Below are 14,734 nucleotides of genomic sequence, written 5' to 3'. Positions count from 1 at the left end.
GCGCTAGGAAGATAATGTTCTGATTAAATTTGAGAAATCTTCTTTGATGTCGTGACTTTCCTCACGCAGCTGCTCAATCTTCCGGCAGGCGTGCAACACCGTGGTATGGTCGCGGCCACCAAACGCATCGCCGATTTCTGGCAGGCTGTGGTTGGTGAGTTCTTTTGCCAATGCCATCGCCATCTGGCGCGGGCGGGCAACCGAACGCGAACGCCGCTTGGACAGCAAATCCGCGATTTTAATTTTATAGTATTCCGCCACCGTCTTTTGAATATTATCGATGGTGACCAGCTTCTCCTGCAGTGCCAGCAGATCGCGCAGCGCTTCGCGCACGAAATCAATGGTAATGGCACGGCCGGTAAAGTTCGCGTTGGCGATCACGCGGTTCAGCGCCCCTTCGAGCTCACGCACGTTGGAACGCAGGCGCTTGGCAATAAAGAACGCCACTTCGCCCGGCAGACGGATATTGTTCTCGTCGGCCTTTTTCATCAGGATCGCCACTCGGGTTTCCAGCTCCGGCGGCTCTATTGCCACCGTCAGGCCCCAACCGAAACGGGATTTGAGGCGATCTTCCACCCCGTTAATTTCTTTGGGATAGCGATCTGACGTCAGGATAATCTGCTGATTGCCTTCCAACAGGGCGTTAAAGGTATGGAAGAACTCTTCCTGCGAACGCTCTTTGTTGGCAAAAAATTGGATGTCATCGATCAGCAACGCGTCGACCGAACGGTAGTAACGCTTAAATTCTTCAATGGCGTTGTTCTGCAAGGCTTTTACCATGTCCTGCACGAAACGTTCAGAGTGCATATAGACCACTTTGGCGTTGGCCTTGCGCGCCATGATGCCGTTGCCGACCGCGTGCAACAGGTGAGTTTTACCCAACCCGGTACCGCCATACAGAAACAACGGGTTATAGGCACCGCCCGGATTATCCGCCACCTGACGGGCCGCCGCGCGCGCCAGTTGGTTGGATTTACCCTCAACAAAGTTATCAAAGGTGTGCTTTGGATTAACGTTGGAACGGTAAGAGAGTTCGGGCTGTGGCGCCGCGTTATCCCAGCTTGGCCGGGAAGGCGCTACGGCGCGCACCACCGGCGCGCTAGGTGCGCTGACGCTGGCAGTGACGGTCTGGCTGATGATTTGGGTGAGCGGTTTGCTGCCGACTTCAAAACGCAGCAAAGGGGCATCCGTACCGCAGAAATCATTCAGCAGCCCATTGATATTGTTTAAGTATTTGTCGCGAACCCAATCCAGCACAAAGCGATTGGGCGCATAAAGCGCCAGGGTGTTGTCACTCAGTTCCGCCTGCAATGGGCGTATCCACATACTAAATTCTGTGGCAGGTAACTCATCCTGCAATCGGGCAAGACACTGCTGCCAAAGCGAAAGTGACACGGCGGACTCCACTCGAACAAGATCAATAAAAGAAAAGAATCAGGCTAATTTTTTATAACTCATGATTTTTGACACATGCCCGGCATCGGCTGAACACCAGTGGGGCATGCGAACCGCCTTTCACGGTTTATGTCCCTCACGATCCCCGCTTGAGAGATCGCGATCGGAATGACGGATCATAGCGCAATCCGAGCAAGAGATCCTCCCCTTCATCACAGATTAGATCCATTTTATCCACAGGCCGCGGCCTGCGGCGATCTTTTCGCCATCCACGTCAAATTGCAGGCGAGATCGCGCCCGAAGGACGGTATTTTTTACATTGTCAACCGGTTATACCCTGTTATCCACCCCGGATCCTGGCTTTTAACCGCAAGGATCGCTTCAGGATCCTTGCGGTTTACCCCCGAATCCGTATAATATTCGCCCTACGTGTAATACCTGGTTCCTTATGGTGAGTCATTAGCCAGACAGGATTCAGCTGTGACCACGGGCCAAGACCGGATTTTACTCCGTATTGGCAGACAACCAGGTAGGCTCGCGCGATGTGAATTGACTCAGGACTGTACAATTATTACAATCCCGCCTCTTTATATATTGCGATTGAGGCGTCGGTAGCTTTCACGCCGAGTAGCCAAACGCATTTGACTTATGTCCTTATTTAAGTTTAGGTAGAAATCGCCATGAAACGCACTTTCCAACCGTCCGTATTGAAGCGCAACCGTAGCCATGGTTTCCGTGCTCGTATGGCCACCAAAAATGGTCGTCAAGTTCTGGCCCGCCGTCGTGCGAAAGGCCGTGCTCGTCTGACTGTTTCTAAGTAATAAAAGCTAACCCGCTGAGTGGTTAAGCTCGCTTTTCCCAGGGAGTTACGTTTGTTAACTCCCACTCATTTCACTTTCGTCTTCCAGCAGCCACAACGGGCTGGCACGCCGCAAATCACCATCCTCGGCCGCCTGAACCAGCTGGGGCATCCCCGCATCGGTCTTACCGTCGCCAAAAAACACGTCAAACGCGCGCATGAACGCAACCGGATCAAACGCCTTACCCGCGAGAGCTTCCGTTTACGTCAGCACGAGTTACCGGCGATGGATTTTGTCGTGGTGGCCAAAAAAGGGATAGCGGATTTGGATAACCGCGCGTTGACGGAAGCTTTGGAAAAATTATGGCGTCGCCACTGTCGCCAGGCTCCCGCATCCTGATCGGGCTGGTGCGGGCTTACCAGCTCGTCATCAGTCCGTTGCTTGGGCCTCGTTGTCGCTTCCAGCCGACATGTTCTCATTACGCAATTGAGGCATTAAGCAGGTTTGGCATGATAAAAGGCAGTTGGTTAGCATTGAAACGCGTATTAAAATGCCACCCCTTGAACCCAGGTGGCGATGATCCCGTGCCGCCGAAAACCGACGATAACAGAGAACACTAACGATGGATTCGCAACGCAATCTTTTCCTCATCGCTCTGCTGTTCGTGTCTTTCATGATCTGGCAGGCCTGGCAAACGGACAACGCTCCGCAACCAGTCGCCCAGACCACGCAACAGACTTCGAACACAGCTACCGGTGATGCTGCAAGCCAGGCTGTGCCAGCCAGTGGCCAGGGTAAACTGATTACCGTTAACACTGACGTGCTGTCGCTGACCATCAACACGCGTGGTGGTGATATCGAGCAGGCTAAACTGTTGGCCTACCCGGATACCCTGGGTTCATCGACTCCATTCCAACTGCTGGAAAACACCCCGTCATTTGTTTATCAGGCGCAAAGCGGTCTGACCGGCAGAAACGGCCCGGATAACCCGGCAAACGGCGAACGTCCTTTGTTCCAGGCAGCGCAGGACAACTACACCCTGCCGGAAGGCCAGGATGAGTTGCGCATCCCGCTGACCTTCACCGGCAAAGACGGTGCGGTTTACACCAAGACTTTCGTGCTCAAGCGTAACCATTACGCGGTTGGCGTTGACTACAACGTCGACAACAAAAGCACCGCTCCGCTGGAGCTGACCCTGTTCGGCCAACTGAAGCAGACTACTGAACTACCTAAGCACCGCGACACCGGCAGCAACAACTTCGCTCTGCACACCTTCCGCGGCGCGGCGTACTCTTCCAGCGAAGACAAATATCAGAAGTATGCGTTCGACAAGGACGAGAACCTGAATGTCACCACTCAGGGCGGTTGGGTTGCGATGCTGCAACAATACTTCGCCACCGCATGGGTGCCGGCAACTCAGGGCAGCAATACCTTCTATACCGCTAAACCTGGTGACAACCTGTCCACCATCGGCTTCAAATCTACCCCGGTTGTGGTGCAGCCTGGTGCGCAGCAACAGCTGAATGCCACCCTGTGGGTGGGTCCGGAGCTGCAGGATCAGATGGCCCAACTGGCGCCGCATCTGGACCTGACCGTGGATTACGGTTGGTTGTGGTTCATCTCCCAGCCGCTGTTCAAACTGCTGAAGTTCATCCACGGCTTTATCGGTAACTGGGGCTTCTCGATTATCATCATCACCTTCATCGTGCGCGGCATCATGTACCCGCTGACCAAAGCGCAGTACACCTCGATGGCGAAAATGCGCATGCTGCAGCCAAAACTGCAGGCGATGCGTGAGCGTATCGGTGACGACAAACAGCGCATGAGTCAGGAAATGATGGCGCTGTACAAGTCCGAGAAAGTGAACCCATTGGGAGGTTGTCTGCCGCTGGTTATCCAGATGCCAATCTTCCTGGCGTTGTACTACATGTTGATGGGCTCGGTTGAGCTGCGCCATGCGCCGTTCGCCCTGTGGATCCATGACCTGTCGGCGCAAGACCCGTACTACATTCTGCCAATCCTGATGGGCGTGACGATGTTCTTCATCCAGAAGATGTCGCCAACCACCGTGACTGACCCGATGCAGCAGAAAATCATGACCTTTATGCCGGTGATCTTCACAGTGTTCTTCCTGTGGTTCCCGTCCGGTCTGGTGCTGTACTACATCGTCAGTAACCTGGTCACCATCCTCCAGCAGCAGCTGATTTACCGCGGCCTGGAAAAACGTGGCTTACACAGCCGCGACAAGAAAAAGACCTAAGCGTATTGTAGGGGTTCGGCACGCTGAACCCTTGCAGCGAAAGATAAGAGGCGGTCATTAGACCGCCTTTTTGCATATTGAATCGTCAGAGAGAACCGTTATGAGCAGCACTACCGATACCATCGTAGCCCAAGCCACTCCGCCGGGACGCGGCGGCGTCGGCATTCTGCGTATTTCCGGTCGTGGCGCGAAAGACGCCGCCCAGGCCCTGCTCGGCAAGTTGCCGAAGCCACGATACGCCGATTATCTGCCGTTCCGCGACGCCGCAGGCGCCACCCTGGATCAGGGCATTGCGCTGTGGTTCCCCGGCCCAAACTCGTTTACCGGCGAAGACGTGCTGGAACTGCAAGGCCACGGTGGGCCGGTAATCCTCGATCTGCTGCTGAAACGCGTACTGGCGCTACCCGGCGTGCGCATCGCGCGGCCCGGCGAGTTCTCCGAACGCGCCTTTCTCAACGACAAGCTGGATTTGGCGCAGGCCGAGGCAATTGCCGATCTGATCGACGCCAGTTCCGAACAGGCAGCACGTTCTGCAATGAACTCATTGCAGGGGGCGTTTTCCACCCGCATCCACCAGCTTGTGGAAGCACTCACTCACCTGCGAATCTACGTGGAAGCCGCGATCGACTTTCCCGATGAGGAAATCGACTTCCTGTCTGACGGTAAAATCGAAGCGCAGCTCAACGGCGTGATGGCCGATCTGGACAACGTACGCGCCGAGGCACGTCAGGGCAGCCTGCTGCGCGAAGGGATGAAGGTGGTGATCGCCGGGCGACCAAACGCCGGTAAATCAAGCCTGCTCAATGCGTTAGCCGGCCGCGATGCGGCGATCGTCACCGACATTGCCGGTACCACCCGCGACGTACTGCGTGAGCATATTCACATCGACGGCATGCCGCTGCACATCATCGACACCGCAGGCCTGCGTGAAGCCAGCGACGAAGTGGAGCGCATCGGCATCGAACGTGCATGGAACGAGATCGAACAGGCCGATCGTGTTCTGTTTATGGTTGACGGCACCACCACCGCCGCAACCGAACCGGCAGAGATTTGGCCAGAGTTTATGGCGCGCCTGCCGCACAGCCTGCCAATCACTGTTGTGCGTAACAAAGCCGATATCACGGGTGAAACGCTGGGCATGACCGAAGTGAATGGTCACTCACTTATTCGCCTCTCGGCGCGCACCGGCGAAGGCATCGACCTGCTGCGCGATCATCTGAAACAGAGCATGGGGTTCACCAGCAATATGGAAGGCGGCTTCCTGGCGCGTCGTAGGCATCTGCAAGCGCTTGAACAGGCGGCCAGTCATCTGGTCGAGGGCAAAGAACAGTTAGTGAGCGCTTACGCGGGGGAGCTGCTGGCCGAGGAACTGCGCCTGGCGCAGCAAGCGCTGAGTGAAATCACCGGCGAATTTACCTCAGATGACCTGCTGGGGCGCATTTTCTCCAGTTTCTGCATCGGAAAATAATCGGCGACGGGTGCTGGAAACGGCACCCGCATCCAACAATCCCCCCGCCATTTCCCCTTTACCCGCCCAAACTGGCCTAAGCTTATCTCAGCGATTTTTGCCGGGAGACATAAGCATAAATGAACGAACCACTGGATTTACTGGGCGTCGGCCTGGGGCCATTCAATCTCAGTCTGGCAGCCATGGCCTTCGAAAGCGGTGAGGTGAACTACGCCTTTCTCGATCGCAACGCCAGCTTTCGCTGGCATCCCGGCATGTTGTTACCCTCGGCGTATATGCAGACTTACGTGCTGCAGGACTTAGTGACCGCCGTTGCGCCGCGCAGCCAGTTTTCATTTATCAATTATCTGGTCGAGCAGAAAAAAATTTACCGTTTTCTGATCACCGAGCAGCAAATTATCAGCCGTGAAGAGTTTTCGGACTACCTAAGTTGGGCCTGCGATAGATTAGATGGGCTACAGTTTTCGCAGTCGGTAGAAAGCATTGATTTTGACGATGACCAGCGGCTGTTTGAAGTCCGTACTCTCAACCAAACCCTGTGGGCAAAAAACATCTGCCTGGGCACCGGCCACGATCCCTGGATCCCCGATGAGTTCTACCCGGCTCTGGGGGTAAATTGCCTGCATGCCGCAGAGATCGCCCTCCGCAATCCGGATCTTACCGGCAAACGGGTTATGGTGGTGGGCGGCGGCCAAAGCGGTGCCGATATTTTCCTCAATGCGCTGCGCGGGCATTGGGGAAAACCGGCGCAGCTGGACTGGCTTTCCCGCCGGCCCAACTTCCAGCCTCTGGATGAATCCGCCTTCACCAATGAGTACTTCACCCCGGAATACGTCGATTATTTCTATACGCTGCCGCAAGATATCCGCGAACGGGAAATCAAGGCGCAGAAGCTACCCGCCGACGGCATCAGCAACCATACGCTGCGTACCCTGTATCGCGAGCTGTACATGCGTTTTGACGTAATGCACCAGACACGTAACGTACGCCTTTTGCCGCACCGAACGCTGTTGGCGATAGAGCCAACGGGAAAGGATTTCCAGTTGCGTGCCCGGCATGGCCTGGAAAATCGTCAGGAAGGATTTAAGGCCGATATGGTCATTCTAGCCACCGGCTACCGCCCTTCACTGCCTTCCTGCCTGAAACCGCTGTTGCCGCGCATCCCCTTCGACAATCAACAGCACCTGCCGCTGTTACCGGATTTTAACCTTGAGTGGCAAGGGCCGGAGCAGAACCGGATTTATGCGGTGAATGCCGGTATCCACAGCCACGGCAGCGCTGAAGGCGGCCTGAGCCTGATGGCCTGGCGCTCTGCCCGTATCCTCAATCATTTGCTCGGCAAACCGCATTTTGATCTGACGCCAAATGCCTCGCTGATACAATGGTGGAGTGATGCGGCGCCAGACAATGACATTCAAGAAACAGATAAATAGGATAAACCTCATACTGTTTTTTAATGATAAATCCGCGACTTATGCTTAATCTAACACTCCTGCGTTATCAGAGACCTCTCTGTCATGGAGTGAACAATGGCGTGTCATTTTGCCCGATGGATCCCCGCTAGCGCCGCCCTGGATACCCATAGATTATCTGCCGAGATGTTGACCGCGACCGCGGCTTTTTCCGCTAAACGCCGCCAGCGTTTCCTTCAGGGACGCATCCTGCTCGCCGAAATGATGTTTTATCTTTATGGGCTGCCGACACTGCCGCCGATAGCCACCACGCCCACCGGGCGCCCCTGTTTTGCCGACAACCACCTGCCTGATTTCAGCCTGGCCTATGCCAGCGATACCGTAGGCGTCCTGCTCAGCAATGAAGGCAAAGTAGGGTTGGATATAGAGGTCATGCGCGCGCGCGGCGGCCAGCAAAAAAAACTGCAACACCAGTATCAGACACCGACAGAGACCGCCTGGATCAGCGCACAGTACGATCAGCTGGAAGCGGAAACCCAGTTGTGGAGTATCCGCCAGAGCGTGCTGAAGCTTTCCGGTCTGGGGAATAGCGGGCAATCAACGCTGCTGCTGCACCCCTTTTCCGGCCATCTTCGCTCCAGCGCTACCCCCCAGGTTCAGGTGATGAGCGATATCGACGAGTATCTTAGCTGGGCCTGTGCGCATGAGCCCAATCTTGATCGGCTGGTGTGCTGGCAGTACGAAGAGCACAAAGGCCTGCAGAAGTACGGCGAGATCTCATCACGCACCCCCACCATCTCCACCCGCTTTGTAAAACTGACCAGCCTGGCCCATCACCGCTGACATCGGCGGCTTATGGCAAAAAAGATAAGATAAAACTTTCTTTAACCTATTAATTTCTGAATAAAATTGTAAAGGCAGGCAAATATGCAGGAATTGGCTATTCTCACCGCCATGTTTGCCCTACTATCGGCAGGTGTTCTAAGCTGAATCTGTTCATTCGAAAGGGAGAATCACCATGTCAGACCAAGCCTTAAAAATAGTCACCCTGCTCGGTAGCCTGCGTAAAGGTTCTTACAACGCCATGGTGGCCCGAGCGCTGCCAGACCTCGCCCCTCAGGGGGTGATCATCGAAGCGCTTCCCTCAATCCGTGATATCCCGCTGTATGATGCCGATGTGCAACAAGATGAAGGTTTCCCCGCCTCGGTTGAGGCTATCGCCGCGCAAATCCGTCAGGCTGACGGCGTGATCATTGTGACCCCGGAGTATAACTACTCGGTGCCGGGCGGATTGAAAAATGCCATTGACTGGCTGTCCCGCTTACCGAACCAGCCGCTGGCCGGTAAACCGGTAGCGATTCAGACCAGCTCGATGGGGCCCATTGGCGGCGCGCGTTGCCAATATCATCTGCGCCAGATTCTGGTGTTCCTCGACGCCATGGTGATGAACAAGCCGGAGTTTATGGGTGGTGTCATCCAGAACAAAGTGGATGCGCAGGCCGGGCAATTGGTCGAACAAGGCACGCTGGATTTCCTGACCGGCCAGTTGTCCGCATTCAGCGACTATATCCGCCGCCTGAAGTAAATCCTGTTTTTGAGGCCTTCGGCCATCAATCGGCTGAAGGCGCTGCTCCCGTGAGAGGATTTTCTCTAACCCATTAAAAAATAAAGTTATGCAATTATGTATTTTTTTATTTTAGCCCTATTACTGGCCTTGTTCACCAGACCTTCGTTCGCCACAGAAATGCGCTATCCAGCCGGAGAAGAACCGATCGAGCTGCCGGCACATAGCCTGCTGAACGCTCAGTTGCCGCGCTCCGCCCAAAGCCAGGAAGACAAGAAACTAGGAGCCATGTCGCTCTATCTGACGCTGATGCGAGAAGATGGAAGCAACGTATGGGCACCCTATCAGTTAGCGGCCTCTTCGGCTGAAAAGGGCCAGACAGAGCTGGCTGAGCGCTATCTGCAACTGAGCGCCAATCGTGGGTTGTGGTATTACTACGCATTGCTCGAAGACGACGCCTTTAACAGCATCCAGCACCGTGCCACCTATCAGTCGATCCTCGCCGCCACCAAAGCTCGCTACCTGCGGCACGCCCCGTTGTTTGAAGGCAAAGCCAGCTATGCCATACCGGACGGCACTCCTCCGGCTGGAGGATGGCCAATCGTGGTGTTCCTGCACGGCTATGGCAAAGGCGCCAATATCAGCCCCGAAGAACGCTTGCTGTTCAGTGAGATGGGCGTCGCCTATATTGAGATCAACGGCACCCAGATGCTGTCGGAAAACAGCTTCCGCTGGTCGAATTACAGCGAGGAAAGTACCCAAAACGCCATTCAACAGGCCCTCCGGCCGCAGGAAGAATTACAGCTCAACCCGCAAAAGATCTACCTCGCGGCCCGCGGACAGGGGGCGTTGCATGCCGCCAACCTGCTGAGCAAGTATCCGCAGTTTTATGCCGGTGCAATGCTGATTGCGCCCAATGGCGAGATCAAACCGGCGCAGCAGTCGCTGGCGGCGAACAAGAAGGTGGTGGTGGCGTACTACGATCGGCAAAACTTCAGCGAGCAGGCGCTGGCCCTGCACTTCGCCAATCTTTTCAGCGAAAATAATCAGGTAGAGACGTTGCATTTTCCCCAGGGAGAGAACGCGGAAGGCGGCTGGCAGGCGCGTTTCAAACGGCCATTACAGTGGGTATTGAATCAGGCACCGGACGCGAAGCCTGGGGTATAGAGAACAGGGCCGACAAATATCGGCCCTGGTCGTATTAATGGCCGTCTACAAAGACAATCTTCAGTATAAACAGCAGCGCCACGACAACCACGCAGGGGCTGATTTCACGCCAGCGGCCGGTACCGAGCTTCATCACGCAGTAAGAAATAAAGCCCAGCGCGATGCCTTCGGTGATCGAGAAACTGAACGGCATCATCACCGCGGTGACAAACGCCGGCACGGCCTCGGTCAGATCATCCCATTTCACGCGCGCCAGGCTCGATGTCATCAGCACGCCAACGTAGATCAACGCGCCGGCGGCGGCATAAGCCGGCACCATGCCCGCCAGCGGCGACAGGAAGATCACCAGCAGGAACAGGATACCGGTCACCACCGCCGTCAGGCCGGTGCGGCCGCCAACGGATACGCCGGCAGAGCTTTCGATGTACGCGGTGACGGAAGATGTGCCGACAAACGAACCGGCGACCGAACTGATGCTGTCCACATACAGCGCCTGTTTCATGCGCGGAAACTTGCCCTTGTCGTCGGTCAGCCCCGCCTTATCGGTCACGCCAATCAGGGTGCCGGAAGAGTCGAACAGGTTAACCAGCATAAAGGAGAAGATCACCCCCGCCAGGCCGATATTCAGCGCACCGGCCAGATCAACCTGGCCCACCACCGAGGTAATGTTCGGTGGCATGGAGAACACGCCGCCGTATTTAACATCGCCCAGCGCCCAGCCGATCAGAGTGGTCACCACGATAGAAACCAGTACCGCCGCATGGAAATTGCGTGAGGACAGCACGGCAATGATAAAGAAGCCCAACGCTCCCAACAGCACATTGTGCGAGGTCAGGCTGCCGATGGTGACCAGAGTGTCCGGATTGGCCACCACGATGCCGGCGTTTTTCAGCCCCATCATGCCGATAAACAAGCCGATACCGCTGGTGATCCCCACCCTCAGGCTCATCGGAATGTTGGCAATCATCCAGTAACGGATGCGGAAAATGGTCAACAGCAATAAACCGACGGCGCCCCAGAAAATAGCGCCCATGCCGATCTGCCACGAAATGCCCATGGCGCCAACCACCACAAAGGCGAAGAACGCATTCAGGCCCATCGCCGGCGCCAACGCTACCGGCAGGTTAGCCAGCAAGCCCATAAAAATACTGCCAAAAGCGGCAATCAGGCAGGTTGTTACGAACACCGCCTGCGTATCCATGCCCGCCGCGCCCAGGATCTGGGGGTTAACGAACACGATATACACCATGGTCAAAAAGGTAGTAATACCGGCAATCGTTTCCGTACGCGCCGTGGTTCCATGCTGCTTGAGTTTAAACACGCGCCCAAGCAAGCCTTGCTCAACGTCAAGGCCAGATACTGGTTTGCTCATTATCAGAATTCCGAAGAGGGGAATGGACAGTCGTTGGCTATCCTATAACAAAAAGTCTGGCTTTTGACGCAGGTCACAGGTTTTTTTCGCCGTCTTTACGGCTAAAGTAGTCAACAGACTGTATTTATTGATATTCATTGGCAAAGTGGATTAAGGAGTCGCAATCTTGCCTGATACGGTTAAAGTGGTTTATCGCCGCTTAACCGAAGGACGCTTACCCTGATGAATCAGATCGACTGCATTTTGTTTGATTGCGACGGCACGCTGGTAGACAGCGAAGTGCTGTGCAGCAAAGCTTATGTGCATATGTTCGCCCACTACGGCCTTCAGTTGTCGTTGGACGAGATGTTCAGGAAATACAAAGGGATAAAGCTGTACGAGATCATCGAACAGGTTAATGCGGAGCACGGCATCACGCTGCCGAAAGAGGAATTGGAACCCTTATATCGCCGGGAAGTAGCCCGTCTGTTCGACAGTGAGCTACAGGAGATCGCCGGCGCGCGCGAGTTGCTGGCACAAGTAGCGGTGCCGATGTGCACCGTCTCCAACGGCCCGGTCAGCAAAATGCAGCACTCGCTCGGCCTGACCGGCATGCTGAACTATTTTGATGACCGGTTGTTCAGCGGCTATGACATCCAGCGCTGGAAACCGGACCCGGCGCTCCTGTTCCACGCCGCCGAAAAAATGCAGGTGCCGGTAGAGCGTTGTATTCTGGTGGATGATTCCGCCGCCGGAGCCCAGGCCGGGATCGCCGCCGACATTCCGGTGTTTTACTTCTGTGCCGATCCGCACAACCAGCCTATCGATCACCCGTTGGTCACCCCGTTTGACGATCTGGCCCAACTTCCGGCGTTATGGCGGGAACGCGGCTGGCAGTTGACCCGTTAATCGACCCCGATCAACTCGCCGGCAGCGGCGGTTTGTTGCGCCACCAGCGCCAGGAACGTCTCAATGCCCTGGCCTGCGGGCTGAGGCGGCGGTTAACCGCATTGGCCAGCAGATCAAGCGCCAGGCAGAACACGAAGTACACCAGCGCGACAAACAGGAACACTTCCATCGGGTACACCATGCTGCGGTTATTGACCTGGGTCGCCAGAAAGGTCAGTTCGCTGACGCCGACGATATAAGCCAATGAGGTGTCCTTGATCAGGGAAATCCACTGGTTGATAAACGACGGCACCATCATGCGCAACGCCTGCGGCAGCACGATCATCCGCAGCGTTTGCCAACGGGTCAGCCCCAGCGACAAACCGGCCTGCCACTGGCCGGGACCAATGGCGACAATGCCTGCTTTCACCGCATGGGCCAGATAGGCCGACGCGATCAGCGCCAATGCGCAGACCACGGTGGTGATCTCCGGGATATCCACGCCAAACAGGATCGGCAGCAGGAAGTAGGTCCAAAAAATCAGCATGATGACCGGGATTGCGCGGAAAAAGCCCAGCACCGCAGCCAATAACCCGGCGGCTACGCCGCGCGACATCGCCAACGCCACGCCCAGCAGCGTGCCGAGGACAGCCGAAGCCACGCCGGCCATCAGGCTGATCGCCAGCGTCAACGCCGCGCCGCCCAATGGCCCATCCGGCCAGGTGCCCCACAATAAATAACCCAGATTGTCGTAAATAACGCCGAAATCCATGTTAGTGCCCTCCCAGGGGTTTACGTTGCTGTCGCCACATGCCCCAGCCTTCCAATAACGCAATGATGGCGATGTACAACACCGTCGCAACGCCGAACGCCTGGAAGGTGCGCAGCGTTTCGGTTTCCACCTGACGCGAGGCGTAAGACAGCTCGGCAACGCCGATCGCCATGGTCAGCGAAGAATTTTTTATCACGTTCATGTATTGGCCCAACAGCGGCGGAAAGGCAATTTTCAGCGCCTGCGGCAGCACCACGTAACGCATGGCCTGCCAGCCGGTCAGCCCCAGCGCATTGGCCGCGTATTTTTGCCCGCCTGCGACACCGCGGATACCGGAGCGGATCTCTTCGGCGATAAAAGCAGTGGAATACAACGTCAGGCCAAAGAAGCCGGCGAGAAACTCGAACGACGGCCAGGCGATTGGCCCGATTTGATGCGAAGTGTTCAGCCACTGCATGGCGGAGGAAGGCAGGATCTGCCCGGCAGCGAAATACCAGAAGAACAGCTGCACCAACAGCGGCGTATTGCGAAACAACGAACTGTAGCCCACCGCCAGCCAGCGCAGCGGACGCAGGCTACTGTCGCGCATCGCCGTCAGTATCAAGCCCAACAGCGTGGCCGCCAGGCTCGCGCAAGCGGAAAGCCACAGCGTCAGCAGGAAGCCATCCCATAACCAGCCCAGATACTGAGGCGCCAGCAGCCAGTCCAAATTCATGTTCAATCCTTGTTTTGCCAAATGCATCAGGGGCGCAGCAAGCTGCGCCCCTCCGTTCAGATCTCGGCACTCCAGATCGTCAGGCTTTTGGCTGTTGATCCAAAGGCGCGATCTTGAAATCGCCGCGCGGTTGGGCGGTTTTGGTTTCCGGGCCGAACCAGCGGTCGTAGATCTTAACCGCTTCGCCGTCTTTTTCCAGCTTGATCAGCGTGTCGTTAATGCTGGCGGTCAGGCGATCTTCCCCTTTTGGAATGCCAACGCCCTGGTACTCTTTGGTGATGCTGAACGGTGAAATCTCAAAATCGGCTTTCTGCGCCGCCGGCAGGTTGCCGAGCAGGCCAACCAGCTTGGCGTCATCCTGAGTGATCGCCTGTACGTTGCCGTTACGCAGCGCCACAAAGGCCAGCGGGGTATCGTCGTAAGAGATCACTTTTGCCGTTGGGTAATGTTCACGCAGGGTGATTTCCTGCACTGTCCCTTTATCTGCACCGATGCGCAGCTTTTTAATGTCTTCCGGGGTTTTCAGCACGCCTTTACGGGCGATAAATTTCTGGCCGGTAGCGAAATACGGCACGCTGAAATTCACTTCCTTGGCGCGCTCGTCGGTAATGGTGAAGTTGGCGGCGATCAAATCGACCTTCTTGGATACCAGCAAGGGAATGCGGTTAGCCGGGTTGGTGGCGCGCAACTCAACTTTTACGCCCAGCGCCTTGCCGATCGCGTCTGCGACATCAACGTCATAACCGACCAACTTTTTGCTTTGCGGATCGATATAGCCGAACGGCGGGTTACTGTCGAACACCGCGATACGCACTACGCCGGCTTTCTTGATGTCGTCGAGTTTATCCGCATGTGCGGCGCCGGTGGCGAGGCTGGTCAGGCTGGCTAACAGAGTTAAGGCCAAAGCGCGGTGTTTCATGAAAAGCTCCTAAGTGGTTGATG

Annotated in this window: 15 protein-coding genes; 10 read left to right on the top strand and 5 right to left on the bottom strand. The window is 55.9% G+C overall.

The genetic code is table 11. The features are described 5' to 3' along the window. Nucleotides 1–3: 3 nt before the first annotated feature. Nucleotides 4–1,395, bottom strand: a complete 1,392-nt coding sequence (gene dnaA, locus SPL01S_RS08730) for a chromosomal replication initiator protein DnaA (RefSeq protein ID WP_004950554.1) — start codon at nucleotides 1,393–1,395, stop codon at nucleotides 4–6. Between the two features lie 680 nt (nucleotides 1,396–2,075). Between dnaA and rpmH the strand changes: the two genes are divergently transcribed. The 9 genes from rpmH (at nucleotide 2,076) to SPL01S_RS08695 (ending at nucleotide 10,066) form a co-directional block, all read left to right on the top strand. Beyond that, nucleotides 2,076–2,216, top strand: coding sequence for a 50S ribosomal protein L34 (gene rpmH, locus SPL01S_RS24490; protein WP_000831330.1), 141 nt, complete (start codon nucleotides 2,076–2,078; stop codon nucleotides 2,214–2,216). 18 nt (nucleotides 2,217–2,234) lie between these two features. After that, nucleotides 2,235–2,594 carry a ribonuclease P protein component gene (gene rnpA, locus SPL01S_RS08725; RefSeq protein WP_004950547.1) on the top strand — a complete coding sequence of 120 codons (360 nt, stop codon included), beginning with the start codon at nucleotides 2,235–2,237 and terminating at the stop codon, nucleotides 2,592–2,594. Then, nucleotides 2,558–2,815, top strand: a complete 258-nt coding sequence (gene yidD / locus SPL01S_RS24485; protein WP_004933881.1) for a membrane protein insertion efficiency factor YidD — start codon at nucleotides 2,558–2,560, stop codon at nucleotides 2,813–2,815. The genes rnpA and yidD overlap by 37 nt, the downstream gene beginning before the upstream one ends. A 2-nt stretch (nucleotides 2,816–2,817) precedes the next feature. Beyond that, a complete protein-coding gene (gene yidC, locus SPL01S_RS08720; protein ID WP_004950541.1) occupies nucleotides 2,818–4,455 on the top strand; it encodes a membrane protein insertase YidC in 1,638 nt (545 codons plus the stop codon). A 100-nt stretch (nucleotides 4,456–4,555) separates the two neighbouring features. Next, nucleotides 4,556–5,923 (top strand): tRNA uridine-5-carboxymethylaminomethyl(34) synthesis GTPase MnmE, encoded by a 1,368-nt coding sequence (gene mnmE / locus SPL01S_RS08715; RefSeq protein ID WP_063198853.1) that lies wholly within the window; start codon nucleotides 4,556–4,558, stop codon nucleotides 5,921–5,923. Between the two features lie 119 nt (nucleotides 5,924–6,042). Beyond that, entirely contained in the window at nucleotides 6,043–7,356 is a 1,314-nt protein-coding gene (locus tag SPL01S_RS08710; protein WP_063198851.1) for a lysine N(6)-hydroxylase/L-ornithine N(5)-oxygenase family protein, read from the top strand. Between the two features lie 96 nt (nucleotides 7,357–7,452). Continuing rightward, nucleotides 7,453–8,178, top strand: coding sequence for a 4'-phosphopantetheinyl transferase family protein (locus tag SPL01S_RS08705; RefSeq protein ID WP_062869103.1), 726 nt, complete (start codon nucleotides 7,453–7,455; stop codon nucleotides 8,176–8,178). A gap of 175 nt (nucleotides 8,179–8,353) precedes the next feature. After that, nucleotides 8,354–8,920 carry an NADPH-dependent FMN reductase gene (locus tag SPL01S_RS08700; RefSeq protein WP_062792216.1) on the top strand — a complete coding sequence of 189 codons (567 nt, stop codon included), beginning with the start codon at nucleotides 8,354–8,356 and terminating at the stop codon, nucleotides 8,918–8,920. Nucleotides 8,921–9,016: 96 nt separating this feature from the next. Continuing rightward, nucleotides 9,017–10,066: an alpha/beta hydrolase gene (locus SPL01S_RS08695; RefSeq protein ID WP_063198849.1), complete on the top strand. Its 1,050-nt coding sequence runs from the start codon at nucleotides 9,017–9,019 to the stop codon at nucleotides 10,064–10,066. A 34-nt stretch (nucleotides 10,067–10,100) separates the two neighbouring features. On the opposite strand, the gene SPL01S_RS08690 is transcribed toward SPL01S_RS08695, so the two are convergent. After that, nucleotides 10,101–11,438: an NCS2 family permease gene (locus SPL01S_RS08690; protein ID WP_013815077.1), complete on the bottom strand. Its 1,338-nt coding sequence runs from the start codon at nucleotides 11,436–11,438 to the stop codon at nucleotides 10,101–10,103. 222 nt (nucleotides 11,439–11,660) lie between these two features. On the opposite strand from SPL01S_RS08690, the gene yieH reads away from it, so the two are divergent. Then, nucleotides 11,661–12,326: a 6-phosphogluconate phosphatase gene (gene yieH, locus SPL01S_RS08685; RefSeq protein WP_063198847.1), complete on the top strand. Its 666-nt coding sequence runs from the start codon at nucleotides 11,661–11,663 to the stop codon at nucleotides 12,324–12,326. 10 nt (nucleotides 12,327–12,336) lie between these two features. Here yieH and SPL01S_RS08680 read toward each other — a convergent pair whose 3' ends face one another. The 3 genes from SPL01S_RS08680 to SPL01S_RS08670 all read right to left on the bottom strand — a co-directional run bounded on the left by SPL01S_RS08680 (nucleotide 12,337) and on the right by SPL01S_RS08670 (nucleotide 14,711). Then, entirely contained in the window at nucleotides 12,337–13,077 is a 741-nt protein-coding gene (locus tag SPL01S_RS08680) for an amino acid ABC transporter permease (RefSeq protein WP_063198844.1), read from the bottom strand. Between the two features lies 1 nt (nucleotide 13,078). Next, nucleotides 13,079–13,792, bottom strand: coding sequence for an amino acid ABC transporter permease (locus SPL01S_RS08675; protein WP_004950513.1), 714 nt, complete (start codon nucleotides 13,790–13,792; stop codon nucleotides 13,079–13,081). Between the two features lie 79 nt (nucleotides 13,793–13,871). Continuing rightward, complete coding sequence (locus SPL01S_RS08670; protein ID WP_004950512.1) at nucleotides 13,872–14,711, bottom strand: ABC transporter substrate-binding protein; 840 nt, start codon at nucleotides 14,709–14,711, stop codon at nucleotides 13,872–13,874. Between the last annotated feature and the right edge of the window lie 23 nt (nucleotides 14,712–14,734).

This window comes from Serratia plymuthica NBRC 102599 (assembly GCF_001590925.1).
GTDB classification, from domain to species: Bacteria; Pseudomonadota; Gammaproteobacteria; order Enterobacterales; family Enterobacteriaceae; genus Serratia; species Serratia plymuthica.
The sequence above is the reverse complement of the archived record's forward strand: the minus strand, read 5'-3'. Positions and strand labels throughout refer to the sequence as shown.

What these genes read in the sequence shown, in the direction of transcription:
- rpmH (WP_000831330.1), top strand. Translation starts at nt 2,076, where the DNA reads ATGAAACGCACTTTCCAACCGTCCGTATTGAAGCGCAACCGTAGCCAT.
- yidD (WP_004933881.1), top strand. Translation starts at nt 2,558, where the DNA reads ATGGCGTCGCCACTGTCGCCAGGCTCCCGCATCCTGATCGGGCTGGTG.
- yidC (WP_004950541.1), top strand. Translation starts at nt 2,818, where the DNA reads ATGGATTCGCAACGCAATCTTTTCCTCATCGCTCTGCTGTTCGTGTCT.
- mnmE (WP_063198853.1), top strand. Translation starts at nt 4,556, where the DNA reads ATGAGCAGCACTACCGATACCATCGTAGCCCAAGCCACTCCGCCGGGA.
- SPL01S_RS08710 (WP_063198851.1), top strand. Translation starts at nt 6,043, where the DNA reads ATGAACGAACCACTGGATTTACTGGGCGTCGGCCTGGGGCCATTCAAT.
- SPL01S_RS08705 (WP_062869103.1), top strand. Translation starts at nt 7,453, where the DNA reads ATGGCGTGTCATTTTGCCCGATGGATCCCCGCTAGCGCCGCCCTGGAT.
- SPL01S_RS08700 (WP_062792216.1), top strand. Translation starts at nt 8,354, where the DNA reads ATGTCAGACCAAGCCTTAAAAATAGTCACCCTGCTCGGTAGCCTGCGT.
- SPL01S_RS08695 (WP_063198849.1), top strand. Translation starts at nt 9,017, where the DNA reads ATGTATTTTTTTATTTTAGCCCTATTACTGGCCTTGTTCACCAGACCT.
- SPL01S_RS08690 (WP_013815077.1), bottom strand. Translation starts at nt 11,438, where the DNA reads ATGAGCAAACCAGTATCTGGCCTTGACGTTGAGCAAGGCTTGCTTGGG.
- yieH (WP_063198847.1), top strand. Translation starts at nt 11,661, where the DNA reads ATGAATCAGATCGACTGCATTTTGTTTGATTGCGACGGCACGCTGGTA.
- SPL01S_RS08680 (WP_063198844.1), bottom strand. Translation starts at nt 13,077, where the DNA reads ATGGATTTCGGCGTTATTTACGACAATCTGGGTTATTTATTGTGGGGC.
- SPL01S_RS08675 (WP_004950513.1), bottom strand. Translation starts at nt 13,792, where the DNA reads ATGAATTTGGACTGGCTGCTGGCGCCTCAGTATCTGGGCTGGTTATGG.
- SPL01S_RS08670 (WP_004950512.1), bottom strand. Translation starts at nt 14,711, where the DNA reads ATGAAACACCGCGCTTTGGCCTTAACTCTGTTAGCCAGCCTGACCAGC.